At 58.9% G+C, this 12,784-nt stretch carries 8 protein-coding genes and 4 pseudogenes; 5 read left to right on the plus strand and 7 right to left on the minus strand.

Translation table 11 applies throughout. From position 1 onward, the window contains the following. Positions 1-241: 241 nt before the first annotated feature. A complete protein-coding gene (locus JG746_RS32450; RefSeq protein ID WP_202324283.1) occupies positions 242-1,927 on the minus strand; it encodes a GMC family oxidoreductase in 1,686 nt (561 codons plus the stop codon). Positions 1,928-2,632: 705 nt separating this feature from the next. On the opposite strand from JG746_RS32450, the pseudogene JG746_RS32455 reads away from it, so the two are divergent. Beyond that, positions 2,633-2,914 (plus strand): annotated as a pseudogene (locus JG746_RS32455) (transposase); the annotation flags it as partial. Positions 2,915-3,012: 98 nt separating this feature from the next. On the opposite strand, the gene tnpC reads toward JG746_RS32455, so the two are convergent. The 3 genes from tnpC to tnpA form a co-directional block, all read right to left on the minus strand. Further along, positions 3,013-4,665, minus strand: coding sequence for an IS66 family transposase (tnpC, locus tag JG746_RS32460; protein WP_202324128.1), 1,653 nt, complete (start codon positions 4,663-4,665; stop codon positions 3,013-3,015). Between the two features lie 64 nt (positions 4,666-4,729). Further along, a complete protein-coding gene (gene tnpB / locus JG746_RS32465; RefSeq protein WP_127420643.1) occupies positions 4,730-5,083 on the minus strand; it encodes an IS66 family insertion sequence element accessory protein TnpB in 354 nt (117 codons plus the stop codon). After that, entirely contained in the window at positions 5,080-5,532 is a 453-nt protein-coding gene (tnpA, locus tag JG746_RS32470; protein ID WP_202324126.1) for an IS66-like element accessory protein TnpA, read from the minus strand. Before tnpA ends, tnpB begins: the two co-directional genes overlap by 4 nt. An 89-nt stretch (positions 5,533-5,621) precedes the next feature. Here tnpA and JG746_RS32475 point away from each other — a divergent pair. Then, a pseudogene (locus JG746_RS32475) lies at positions 5,622-6,695 on the plus strand (IS5 family transposase); the annotation flags it as partial. 216 nt (positions 6,696-6,911) lie between these two features. Here JG746_RS32475 and JG746_RS32480 read toward each other — a convergent pair. Then, positions 6,912-8,258, minus strand: a complete 1,347-nt coding sequence (locus JG746_RS32480; protein ID WP_202323969.1) for an IS701 family transposase — start codon at positions 8,256-8,258, stop codon at positions 6,912-6,914. A 162-nt stretch (positions 8,259-8,420) separates the two neighbouring features. On the opposite strand from JG746_RS32480, the pseudogene JG746_RS32485 reads away from it, so the two are divergent. The 3 genes and pseudogenes from JG746_RS32485 to JG746_RS32495 form a co-directional block, all read left to right on the plus strand. Next, a pseudogene (locus JG746_RS32485) lies at positions 8,421-8,809 on the plus strand (transposase); the annotation flags it as partial. Positions 8,810-9,252: 443 nt separating this feature from the next. Then, positions 9,253-9,465 (plus strand): annotated as a pseudogene (locus tag JG746_RS32490) (helix-turn-helix domain-containing protein); the annotation flags it as partial. Positions 9,466-9,826: 361 nt separating this feature from the next. Then, positions 9,827-10,057 (plus strand): hypothetical protein, encoded by a 231-nt coding sequence (locus JG746_RS32495; RefSeq protein WP_202324290.1) that lies wholly within the window; start codon positions 9,827-9,829, stop codon positions 10,055-10,057. 233 nt (positions 10,058-10,290) lie between these two features. Here the strand turns inward: JG746_RS32495 and JG746_RS32500 are convergent, their stop codons facing one another. Continuing rightward, entirely contained in the window at positions 10,291-11,133 is an 843-nt protein-coding gene (locus tag JG746_RS32500; protein WP_202324292.1) for a 2OG-Fe(II)-dependent halogenase WelO5 family protein, read from the minus strand. Next, positions 11,123-12,382, minus strand: a complete 1,260-nt coding sequence (gene ectB, locus JG746_RS32505; RefSeq protein WP_202324294.1) for a diaminobutyrate--2-oxoglutarate transaminase — start codon at positions 12,380-12,382, stop codon at positions 11,123-11,125. The genes JG746_RS32500 and ectB overlap by 11 nt, the downstream gene beginning before the upstream one ends. Between the last annotated feature and the right edge of the window lie 402 nt (positions 12,383-12,784).

Below are 12,784 nucleotides of genomic sequence, written 5' to 3' on the forward strand. Positions count from 1 at the left end.
TGTCCATCCGCCTGCCCGTGGAGTCCCCAGCGTGATAAGAAACTACGGTCATGCCCTTCAGCCGCAGCGCGTCAGTGAGGGTGGTGGCTTCCCGCGGATATACCCTCCTCCAATGCTTTCATACCCACAATCAAAGATCGTCGCTCAATGACCTTCAAATCTTCAGCTCATCAAAGTGGATGATGGACTACAGTCCCAAACCGTCGTCCCATCACAATGCATCCGTCGATCGCAAGCGGCTCTAACCTCTCCGGTTTTCTTCTAAAACCACATCAGCCATCTTTTCAGCCACCATGATCGTTGGAATATTTGTGTTGGCTCGGGGGCAGAATGGCATCACCGATGCGTCGGCAACCCTCAAACCGAAAACGCCACGAACGCGGCCGGACGGATCAGTCACGGCTGCCGGGTCAGAGGCCGCCCCCATCCTGCAGCTTGATGTCGGATGCCAATTGCCGGTCACGTTCTGACGGACAAACCGATCCAGTTGCCCCTCGTCATCAATCAGTTCTGAAATGGTATGTCCATCGGTTATCAAGTGTCTGATGAGGCCACGGCGCAGCCGTGGCGAGCAGTCCATGAGCAGCGCCAACACCGATGTAAGCGCGTAATTAATGCAATTGACCTTGCTAACCTGCTTGGCTCGTGCGTTCCAAGCTGATGGGAAGGGGTTGAGTGCCACGGCCGACAGTGAATCTTGCTTCAGCAGGCGGGCGATAAAACGGAATCCCTGCTTCAATCGCGCGGCGTCCCGTTCGTCGCTCAACCAGTTGAAATCGATGTCCGGTGCAACTGCGTGTGAGCGATCCTTCAGGACGATAGTTCCTGTCGAATAGGTGCGGTTGACCCAAAAATAGAGGGAGCCCAGGCGCTTGCCAAGCGGGTGCCAGGCCGACCTGGCAACCGCCGATATTGCCATATCTGTGGAAGGGCACCCGGTGTAGCCAGACGAGTAACGAGCATGCATCTGGATGTGGCCACTCACATTGGGTGCCATGCGATCGCTTAGTTTCAAGTACGACGAAACGGCGATCCCTGGGTGTTCCTGAAGGCTGCGGCCGACACCCTTCAACTCTGTAACCACTGGAATTCCGAGCTTTGCCAGTTGCTCGGCCGGGCCGATCCCGGAGCGCATTAATATAGCGGGAGAATGGATGGCTCCGGCGCAGAGGATCACAACCGAAGCGCTATATGACTGCCGACCGCAGCTGTTCTCCGTTTCGACGCCCTTTATGGCGCGTCCCGAAAAGATGAGCCGCACAACCGTCGTCTCCGACAAGATTGTCAAATTGGGCCGTGAGCGGACACTCTCGGACAAGTAGGCCATCGCAGCAGAAACCCGCTGACCGTTGCGGTTGGTCAAGGGAACAACCGAGTATCCGTCACCAAATTCACCATTGAAGTCTGGCCTGAAATGAATACCCTCATTCTCATACGCTTTGGATACCGCTCGGATAAAGCCGGACCAGTCTGATTGCCGCACACGTGTTATAGGTAGTGGGCCAGTCTTGCCGTGGAATTCGCCCTCGAAATCAAGATCGCATTCGAGGCGGCGAAAGTAGGGTAGAACCTCCTCCCAACTCCAGCCCGCTGCACCGCTCGAAGCCCAGTCGTTGTAGTCTTCGGGACCACCGCGGTTAGCCACCTGAGCATTGATGCTGGAGCCGCCGCCCATCACCCTCGCCTGCTCGTAATGAATTGTCTTGCGGCCATCCCGGACCGTGGTCGCGTCGAGTGAAGGCCATTGATAATCAGGATTGAAGTAAGCACGTGTTGGATTGCCTTCCAGGATGTCATCAGGGACGGCATTCGGGGGCGTATCAGGCCCCGCTTCGATGAGCAGTACGCGATCTCCATCGGCGGAGAGCCTGCTCGCCATGACGGATCCAGAGGAACCGCCACCGATCACGATATAATCGAAAACCAAACAAGCCTCCCAACATCCCCATGATGCTCAGACGAGGATAAACGGGCCCTATTAGGCACCCACAGCAGAGGATCACTCGTCAGGCAGAAAAATACCTGATGGTGCCGCGGGAAATCCATACTACACCCTAGTAGTTGGTGACAGACCGAGAATCAGCTAGGGTGGACAGCGGGATGAATGCCGAGATGGCCGTGTGATGGGCGAGTCACGTAGGGACTCCTTTCTGAGATGGTAATTTGCATTAAACTCCTCAGATAGGGAAATTGCCGAAGGGCTGAGGCGAGCCCTCAACGCCGACGCACATCAAGAACGCAGCGGTTTCGCAACTGTTGTCTACGAGGCAGCGATTTCGTCAAGTTTAGCCGCTACTTCCAGCTCGCGGCGACACGTTGCGCCACCCTTGGCGAGGCCGTGTGCGCCCCGCCTTCACGGCGTGACGCTCGGACAGGCGACGATCCCGGAGCGGATCTCCTATGTTCCGTGCGCGTGCTGTCCCTCATGCTAAAAGTCTCTCCCGCCTATAAGGTCGACCGTGAACTATCCGCAAGCCGTTGATGTGGCATGTTGATTGAGGCGGAGAGCGGCTTTGGAATTGCAAGATTAGCGGTTTATGGGCGCTGTTTTCCTGCAATTCGTTTTGCGATTCCCTTGTGCTGCGGAGCGTGATTCACTCGGTTCGGCGGCGGCGAATCGAGGGGACGGCGAATGTCCAGGCCACGCGAGAAGCGCGAGACGGGAAAGCAGGATCTGTTCCGCTCCAGGCTCGATCAGATCATCAACATGAAGCACGAGCTGGTGCGGCTGGCGCAGGCGATCGACTGGCCGGTGCTGGAGGAGCGTTTTGGCGCCGTCTATTCGGACGGACCGGGCATGCCGCCACTGCCGACCCGGCTGATGGCGGGGCTGGCCATCCTCAAGCACACTTTCAACCTGTCAGATGAGGTGCTGTGCGCCCGCTGGGTGGAGAACCCCTACTTCCAGTATCTGGTATGCGACGTCTCCGCCCCATTGATTTTCTTGTTGCAACGGTCAGGTGGAGCGCTTGCAGCTGGTCCTATGAGCACGTTGGGGAATCCCGGACGTGCTCATTGTGATGCGCTGATCCGTTGCGCATAGGCCCAGGGCATGAGGGCGTCGATGTCTTTGGCGAGGTGGCCATTTGCGAGGCTGATGAAGAGATCGCGCAGGTAGGCGTATGGTTCAACGCGGTTCATCTTGCATGTGCCGATCAGGCTGGCGAAACGGGCCCAATTACGGCCGCCTTCATCATGGCCGGCAAAGAGAGCGTTGCGGCGGTTCATGGCCGGACTTCTGATCGCGTTTTCGACGAGATTGGAGTCGATGTCGACGCGGCCGTCGTTCAGGAACAGCCGGAAGCCGACCTGGCGTTTCAGCATATAGGCCATGGCCTCGCCGAGGTCGGACTTGCGCGATACGCGCGCGGCCTGAACTGTCAGCCAGGTGAAGAACTCGTCCACCAGGGGGCGGGACAGGTGCTGGCGGACAGCCCGGCGATGATCGGGGTCACAACCTCGGATGCTGTCCTCGATCTTGTAGAGGGCGGCGATGCGCAACAACGCCTCGTCGACGATGGGCAAACCCTTCTTCGGCTGGGACTTGATCAGTTTTCTGCGGCCATGCGCCCAGCAGAAGGCCAGCCTCAACGGATCGCCGCCCGTGCGTTTTGGCGTTGCGAGGTGGGAGTAGCCGCCATAGGCATCGACCTGGATCGTGCCGTTGAAGCCGTCGAGGATACCTGCGGCATATTCACCTTTACGCCCAGGCCGATAATGGAACACCACGCCCGGCGGCGCAGATCCGTTCCAGCCGCGGTCGTCGCGCAGAATAGCCCAGAGATAGCCAGTTTTCGTCTTGCCGCGCCCGGGATCCAACACCGGAGCCGTGGTCTCGTCGACATATAGTCGTGAGCTACCCTGTTTCAGGATCATGGCCATGTGGTCTACCACCGGCGCGATCACGGCGCCCGTCCGACCCAGCCAGTCGGCCAGGACCGTGCGGTCGATCGGCACTCCGTGTCGGGCCATGACCGCGGCCTGCCGGTTCAGCGGCATGTGTTCGGAATGCTTGGACACGGCGATCTGCGCCAAGAGGGCTTCGGTCGGCCAGCTACCTTCCAGCAAATGCGCCGGCGCCCTGGCCTGAACCACTCCCGTGCGCCCCTTGGGGCAAGCATATTTCGGGCGGATCGCGACGATCACCTGATAGCGCGCCGGGATATGATCGAGCCGCTCCGTCCGGTCTTCGCCAATCCGGACCATGTTGCCGCAACCACAGGGGCAGGCAATGCTATCAGGCTCGATCACCTGTTCGACGCGCGGCAGGCTCTGGGGCAGAGCACGCGCCTTGCGTTGCCTGCGTGAAGCAGTCTTTTCGCAATTGGCTGTGCTGGCCGCGATCTTTTCCTCGACGAAGGCGATCTGGGCCTGTGTTTCGGCAATTGCCGTCTCCAGGTCCTCCAGCGCCAGTTCCATCTGCGTCGGATCGAGCTTTTCCGATTTCGGCCCGAACTTCGTGCGGCGGTAGTCCTGAACCTGGCTCTCCAGCTTCTCGATCAGTTCCTTCAACTCGGTGATGAAGGCGTCCTTTTCAGCCACCACCGCCTGCTCATGCTGACGGGCCGCACGCTCGACCGACAGCTCGAACTGTACGGCCGCAAAGGCGTTCACCACCTCTGCAGGCAGGTCCGGGAACTGGCTGAGATCAATGGGCGCAGACATGCGCCTTCGTAGCAAATCGAAGCAAAAAAGCCCAATAAAACAACGCCAAAACCGAACGGGTGAGTCACCCTGCCGCAGCGGGCGGCGCTACCCGCTGCGCTACCACGCGTCGCCAGTCGAGACCTTCGAACAAAGCTTCATACTGCCCCCGCGACAGCCGCATCGTCCCATCCTGCACTTTGGGCCAGGCAAAGCTGCCCTGTTCCAGGATTTTGTAGGTCAGCACCATTCCGGTGCCATCCCACACCAGGATTTTTACACGATTCCCGCGCTTCGACCGGAAGATCACGGTGACCCCGGAATGCGGATCAAGCTTCAACTCGGTCTGCACCATCAATGCCAGCGCCTGATGGCCACAGCGGAAGTCCACCGGCCGCGTCGCGATCAGGATCGGCAATCGTTGGCCCGCGACGATCATGCCGTCCCGCGCATCGCACGCACCAAGGCCGCAACCCGGTCAACCGGCACATCGCCGGGAACCCTCACCACGAGGTCTGCGCCTATTTCCACGGTCATGATCCCCAAAGTGATCTCGACCGGCTCCGGAACCGGCAAAGCATCGGCAGCCTCCTTCGGCTCCGTCGTAATCGCCAGGGGCACGAAGGCAGGCTCGAATGGGCCGCTATTCTCGCAAGGCACCGGCATCAGTTCCGCAGGCAGCGCCAAAAGACCCTGACGCGCCTGCCGTCGCCAGTCCGAAAGCTGATGCGCAATGAGATCATGACGACGCGCAACATCAACAACCCGCGCACCGCGTTGAAGGCTCTCCGCGACAATCCGCGCCTTCAGATCATTAGGCCATCGTCGGTTTCCACGACGAGGCTCGACAACTTCGCATCGCCCAACAAATCCCTCGCCATCCGCCATGCCAAATCTCCAGCTCCTGCCGAAAACCTTCTGGCAGAAACCTCAATGTTCAGAAACAAGCGAAATCAATGGGGTGTGGGCGGCGCATACAGTATCTGTGCGGCGAGGAGTTCTTCTGCCACGCGCTGCCCTTCGACCGTTCGTCGATGACGCGCTGGCGGGACCGGATGGGCGAGGAGCGGATCGTGGCGCTCTTGCAGGAAAGCCTCAGCATCGCGGTCAAGGCCGGGGCGATGAAGCCGTCCGACACGCGCCAGGTGATCGTCGACACCACCGTGCAGCCGAAGAACGTGATGTTCCCGACCGACGCCAAGCTCATCCACCGGGCGCGTGAGCGGCTGGTGCGGCTGGCCAGGAAGACGGGGCTCAATTTGCGCCAGACCTATGTGCGGGTCGGCAAGCTGGCGCTGATCAAGCACCAGCGCTATGCCCACGCCAAGCAGTTCAAGCGGGCCAACAAGGCGCTGCGCAGGCTCAAGACCTATCTCGGCCGGACCATTCGCGACATCTCCCGCCAGGTCGCCGGCGATGCGGAACTGGACGCGCTTTTCAAATGGCCGCTCTATCAGGCCGCCACCGTTCTCGAACAGCGTCAGCGCCAGCGCGGTCGCAAAATCTACAGCCTGCACGCGCACGAGGTGGAATGCATCGGCAAGGGCAAGGCGCATATGCCCTACGAGTTCGGAGTGAAGGTGTCGGTGGCCACCACGCTGAAGCGCTCCGAGGGCGGCCAGTTCGCCCTGCATGCAAAAGCACTGCCCGGCAATCCCTATGACGGCCACACGCTTCAAAGCGTCATCCCCGACATGGAAAAGACCATCGGCAACGAGATCGGCCGCATCCTCGCCGACGCCGGCTATCGCGGCCACAACGCACCGCAGAGCCACAAGTTCAGGGTCTTCACCAGCGGTCAGAAACGCCGCGTCACCCCAGCCATCAAGCGCCAGATGCGCCGCCGCTCCGCGATCGAGCCCGTGATCGGCCACATCAAGGCCGAGCACCGTATGGGCCGCAACTACCTCGCCGGCCAGCAGGGCGACGCCGTCAACGCCATCCTGGCCGCCGCAGGCTACAACTTCTCCCTCCTGCTCAGGTGGCTGAAGGGTTTTTTGTCGCTCTTGATCGCTCTGCTTCAACTCCGGCCCAAGCCGGTCACCGCCTAGAACCCGGATTGTTCACGGGCGACTATAAGTGGACGCGTCCACTACCAGATGCCGTAGTATCGCTTTCCCGCAACCTCTAGAAGCCATGGTGTGTTCAGCGCACTGAAGGATGCATCGATATGCAAAGCAACGTTACAACCCTAGTACTACTGTGTCATAAAACTATGTTGGCAGCATGGACATCGTGGCAGACGCCGCGCCAAGGCGTGGGCGAGTCTAACCCTGACGGTGGCGATTGAATTGCTGACGTGGCGTTCGGGACGGAGCGGCGGCGCCGCGGGGTCGATAATCTTCGGGTAGCGCAGGTGCCTTGAGGAGCGGCGCTGAGCGTGGGGCTGAGGGGGGAATCAGACTCCGTTCGGAGACTAGGAATCCGTAAGCGGCGATCGCGAGCGTGGCGTGGTGATGGAAGCCGCGCCAACCTCGGCCCTCATAATGGCCAAGGCCGATCTCCTGCTTGAGTTCCTGATAATCCCGTTCGATCCGCCATCTCAGCTTGGCCTGGTCGACGAGGCCGGCGAGTTCGGTATCTTCCGGCAAGGTCGAGAGCCAATACTTGGTCGGCTCGACCTCGCCCTGCGGCCACTCGATCAGGAACCATTCCTCAGCTCGTGGCGCGGAGCGCCAGTAGTCGCGATGGGCTGGGCGGACGCGGACGGCGGCAAAGCGCGAGGCGAGCGGCGCCTTGGAGCCCTCGCGCCAGGTGACGCGGCACCAGGCGCCCTCGGGCAGCGCTTGCGCCAGGTCCTTGGCCGAAACGGGCGCGTGGTCGGCCTGGCGTCGGACGAGCGAAGGTGGGCGGCCGCGGCCGCTCCATGGCTTGGGCGGCAGCGGTTGCGTGTCCGGCGGCCACAGACGGATCGAGGACTGGACACCGACGACATAGGTCAAGCCCATCTCCGTCAGCCCGGTGCGCAAGGAGCTGTCGTTGCCATAACCGGCATCGGCCAGCACCACGCCCGGCGAGACGCCGGCCGCCAGCGCCGCCCGGATCTGCGCGAGTGCGATTTCGGGCTTGGTGCGGAAGATGACATCCTCCGGCACACCTGCCTTGGCGCGCCGGTCAGGGTCGTTGGCCCAGCCTTCCGGCAGATAGAGCTGATAGGCGACCGGCAGGCTCGCCTGTTCGGTGGCAACCGACAGACTGACCGCGACCTGGCAGTTGTCCTGCTTGCCGATCTGGCCGCAGTACTGCCGCGCCACACCCACCGAATGCTTGCCTTTCTTGGGAAAGCCGGTGTCGTCGACGATCCAGGCGCGGATCGGCCCCTGACCCTCAAGTGCCGGCAGAACCTGCGCCCGCACGACGCCAAGCACGGCATCATCCGACCAGTCCGCTTTCGCCACGAAGTGATGCAGAGACTGGTGCGCCGCCTGAACACGCCCAGGCTCCACCCGTGCCGCCATCGGCTCGACGCTCTTGCGCTCGCCTGGCAAAAGCAGCCCGGTGCAATAGGCCTTCAGCGGCGCCACCCGGTCAGCATGACCCAATGCCGAGGCGAGCGTCTCGACATAGGCCGCAAAACGCGATTCACTCGTTTCGATTCCGTCTCGGAGATTCATCGCTCCCTCCATTTGAAGCTTGAATCGCCATTCTCGCAATCAATCGTTAACGAAGTTTATGACACAGTAGTAGTTTTATGACACAGTAGTACTAGCAGGCTGTTGAAAAAGGCTCGCGACAGTCTCAGGTTCGTGATTCACTCTGACCGCGAAGATGTGGGAGTGAATCGTGGCAGTGACGGACGGACGGGCGAACTGTTCAGCTACGTGGACTTGAGGCTCGGGTTCGGCGCGATCATCTGTTGCGCCGTATTCGGGCAATTGTGAACGAGACGCTTTCGGCGCTGGAGCGGGAGTTTGCCGCGCTATCCTCGCCGATGGGCGGCCATCGTCCCGCCAGAGACGCTGCTATAGGCGTTCTATTCGATCCGCTCGGCGCGGCTGTTGATGGAGCGGCTGGAATACGACCTCTTGTTCCGCTAGTCTAGTTCGTCGGGATCGCCGTCGACGATGCGGCCTGGGATCATTGGATGTGCTCCAACAACCGCGACCGGCTGCTGGAGGGTGACATCGCTACAAAGTTCCTGAGCGCAGTGCTGGCGCAGCCCAAACCGGGAACTGAGGTTTGATTTTATAATGCAAGTGGAAAGGCCAAGAAGACCTCGGACGCGACATACTCGGACTGCGGGCCCGCCAGTTCGAGCGACGAGGAAAAAGTGGGAAGGATTGCCCGCGAGATGTTCGTCCTCCCGTCGGATTGGCGGGCGGACCAGGAGCCAAGCCCATCTTACAACTGGGTCGAACCGACTTTCGAGAAATCCTATTCACAATTATCAAGATCTAATATGTTTCACCATTTTTTGAAATTGTGTAATAAATGAATAGTAATTTCACGTTCAGATAACTCTCCTAAGGGCAACTCCGTGCTAAAGCTTTAACACCGACCTGCCAAGGACGCCGCGCCGAGCCTTAGCCGCAGCTTTGTGCGCCGTTCTGAATATTCGGTGCAAACGGTTGCGGAGAAGAAACTATGGATCACCCCCCGATCGAAGAAGTTCCCGTGCTTTCCGCAAGGGAGATAGAGTGCATACTTTGGTCAGCTAGAGGGAAATCGTCGTGGGAGATAGGACGAATACTTGGCAGGTCGGAAAACACCGTGAATTTTCATATAAAAAACGTAATGCGCAAGTTGGACACGGGCAGCAGAACGGTCGCTGTTATCAAGGCGGTAAGCCTCGGGATTATCGAACTGGAGGAAGCCCTCTGAACTGTCCTCCGGCGAGAACTTAACGAAGGCGCTTGCGCCATTAATTCCGTTGTGGTTGCCGGGGCCTCATAGTTGAGCCATGAATGCGGCCTCGCAGTGTTGAACAATACAACGAAACAACGCCGAGAGGACGTGGGGAACGCGAGTTTTTGGTCATGGCATCCTCGGGCTGGGTTTGTGTTCACATTCGCGAGGTGATCGAGACAGCCGCGGGAGGTTTTCCGCTGCAGGCGCGGTCTGAACGGCATGGCGCAACTGCCCTCAGTACGTTGGCGTCTTGGTGACGCTGCTACAGGACGCAACGGCCAAATACGATTCGGGCACAGCATCAGAGCTTACCACGCGTATCGGGGAGAGGTCTATGCCGCGCCAGCCCACGCCATATCAGTTCGATCTCAAACTGCACGATGCGAAGACCGCGCAGATGTCGCCATCGCAGGCGCTGCCCGAAGAGACGCGCCTGATGCGGACAAAGCTACCGGTGCGCCTGAACCTCGACCACGTTGGCGGAAGGCGATCCTTTATGCGCGCATCGGCGTCCGCAATCGTGAGCGGCCGCCCCCCCCCGTTCAACGGTGGGGGCGCGCCCTGATCGACGAGAAGATTCCGGCCCAACCAACTGGAGCGCCCTGCAGTATGCAATGCGCCGTCACCTAGTGGCGCTCGGCTGGTTTTGCATCGAGACGGTCTATGTCGATCTCGCCGCTCTGCTCCAGGCGGAATCGCGCGAGCGCTTTGCCCGCAACTGTCGCAGTTGGCAACAGCTCATCGAGATGTGCCGTCGATACCATGCTGATCGACGGGTCTACGCTGCGACATCCAACTTTAAGTCCACCAGAGAACAAGATCTGGTCGCGCAAATCCGAAAAAGCTGTTCAGCAGTACGCGACGCGTTCCGTTGCCTGATTGACCGGTAACCCCATGAACGAAACCGCCGTCAAGTAGCGCGATATCCCCGGCCTTGAGCTGGATTTCGCGACTAGGCACGGCCTCGAGATAAGCTGCGGAGTAGGGATATCCCGTGGTCTCCACACCCTGCGACTTTCGATCTGCGACTGTCGGCTTGTGACTCCATAGCCTCAAGTTTCCACCTTCCTCAGGCATGCTGGGATAAAAGTTGAGTGCTGCGACGGTGTTGTGCGCCACCGCAGAAAGCTCGTAATCGTTCCCAGCGCGTAAAACTTGAGCGACATCGTCGTGGGGATCCAAGGAAAATGTGCCGCTTCCGGTCCAACTGAGAGCCCGACAAACGTTAGCCCGACCGTGTTCTGAACGGGCCAGCCGCAATTCAATACCTTGTTTGTGAAGCTCGCGCTTCAATGCGTCGAATACGGCTCGGACCGGGTCAACTAAATTGCCAAAAAGGGCGTCAACGTGCGGCCGCGCATTTTCCGCCTCCTTGAAATAGGTGGCCGCATCCTTCCTGTAGTGGGATGCACCGACATATTGCCCCGGCACGCCATCTTTGCGCTCGTTGAGACCGGGACTGCCAAAAAACTTCGTAGTGATGTCCTCGGCTACTTCGGCGCTGAAAGCTTGCTTAATGTGCAGAGCCGTGATCTCACCTTTCAGAACTGAGATGATCTCCGCAGTGCTGATCGAGCCGGTTCGTTCTTTGATTATAAGAGGCGAGATGGCCGGCGTCTGAGCTACTTGGTTAGTCGCCATTTGTTTTCTCCTGTAGTGCCTGATCGAGGATGGCAATGCCGTGATCAAGTTCGTCATCTGAGATTGTTATCGGCGGAAGGACTTTGATGACGTCGCGATTTGGCCCGGAGGATTCGATCAGCAGGCCGTTTTCGAACGCGACATCGTGCACACGGCCAACAACGGCCTGTGACCGGCACTTAAGGCCGGCCATCAGACCACGGCCGCGCTTTTGTTCGATGCACTTGGGGAATTTCGCAACGAGGCGATCAAGGTGTTCTTGCAGTTTGATGGCCGTCCCCTCGACGGCCGTAGTGAACTGCCTATCGGACCACATTGTGCACATGGCCGCGGAAGTCACGAAGGCGAGATTATTGCCTCTAAAGGTCCCGCTATGTTCTCCCGGTTTCCATATGTCCATGTCGGGGCGAATCAGAACTATGGACAACGGATTGCCTGAACCGCTTAGCGATTTTGAAAGACACACGATGTCGGGCTCGATTTTCGCGAACTCGAACGAGAAGAAATCGCCCGTTCGTCCCGAACCTGCCTGAATGTCATCGACGATGAAAACAACGTCGTGCTTACGGCAAATGCGCTGAATTTCTGCGAGCCAAGGTGCGGATGCGGTGTTCATGCCGCCTTCTGCCTGGATGGGCTCCAGGATGATTGCGGCCGGCTTTTCTATCCCGCTGCCTGGGTCGCCCAACACGTGATCAATGTAACTCGCGGAATCGAAAGTTTGGTTCGGATAGTTCTCGTAAGGGACACGGATCACATCGTGGCGAGCAACGCCGCCAAGCTGTCTGGTTGACGCTGAACCCGACACCGCCAAGGAGCCGAGCGACATGCCATGGTACGAATTTGTGAAGGCCATGACACTCGAGCGGCCGGTATATTTTCGCGCCAGCGCCAACGCCGCTTCGTTAGCGTTTGTCCCGGTCGGCCCAGGAAACTGTATCTTGTAAGAAAGGCCTCGCGGCTTCAGGATCGACTCGACAAACACTTCGATGAAATCACGCTTTGCAGCTGTATACATATCAAGCGACAAGACGATATTTTGATCGGCGAGATATTGAATTGCCGGCGCAATGATATCCGGGTTGTTATGGCCGTAATTGAGCGCGCCGGACCCAACAAGGAAATCAATATAAGGTTTTCCGGACTCGTCCCAGATTGTCGCCCCAAGAGACTTTGTAAAGACTGTTGGAAAGGATCGCCCATAGCGACGAACGTTAGACTCGTAAGCTTCAAAAACGTCGATATCCATTAAGGGGCCTCTCTGTATGCTGCTTGCGATCAACGCTGCAGGTTCTATGTTCACGCAGTCCAAACCATTGATTTCGACGATTAGCTGCGGCCAATCTCTGCCTTAAAGCGAACGTATCATGGTCAGCGACTTGCATTCGCAAAGAGTCTGTAAACTTGTTTGACGAATCTGTTGCAACGCTTTGGATAGCGATAGCGTGACAGTCAATACCCGCCTTGCGGCAACGCTATCCGCGGCGTTGTTGGCGGGGGCGACTGACATAGCCGCACCGGTTTTTCCAAGCATGACTGCAACCACGATGCTTGGGTATTTCTCTATGTCGGCCGTGACGGGATTCTTGCCGACGAGTAGCTGTGACAGATAGCAATTTCTCTGCTTCGATGTGACGGCGAGACCGGTGCT

It is taken from the genome of Mesorhizobium sp. 113-3-3, assembly GCF_016756495.1.
GTDB lineage: Bacteria > Pseudomonadota > Alphaproteobacteria > Rhizobiales > Rhizobiaceae > Mesorhizobium.

Excerpts from the sequence above, each read along its gene's own strand:
- tnpC (WP_202324128.1), bottom strand. The coding sequence starts at position 4,665 with ATGTCTGCGCCCATTGATCTCAGCCAGTTCCCGGACCTGCCTGCAGAG.
- tnpB (WP_127420643.1), bottom strand. The coding sequence starts at position 5,083 with ATGATCGTCGCGGGCCAACGATTGCCGATCCTGATCGCGACGCGGCCG.
- tnpA (WP_202324126.1), bottom strand. The coding sequence starts at position 5,532 with ATGGCGGATGGCGAGGGATTTGTTGGGCGATGCGAAGTTGTCGAGCCT.
- JG746_RS32480 (WP_202323969.1), bottom strand. The coding sequence starts at position 8,258 with ATGAATCTCCGAGACGGAATCGAAACGAGTGAATCGCGTTTTGCGGCC.
- JG746_RS32495 (WP_202324290.1), top strand. The coding sequence starts at position 9,827 with ATGCCGCGCCAGCCCACGCCATATCAGTTCGATCTCAAACTGCACGAT.
- JG746_RS32500 (WP_202324292.1), bottom strand. The coding sequence starts at position 11,133 with ATGGCGACTAACCAAGTAGCTCAGACGCCGGCCATCTCGCCTCTTATA.
- ectB (WP_202324294.1), bottom strand. The coding sequence starts at position 12,382 with ATGGATATCGACGTTTTTGAAGCTTACGAGTCTAACGTTCGTCGCTAT.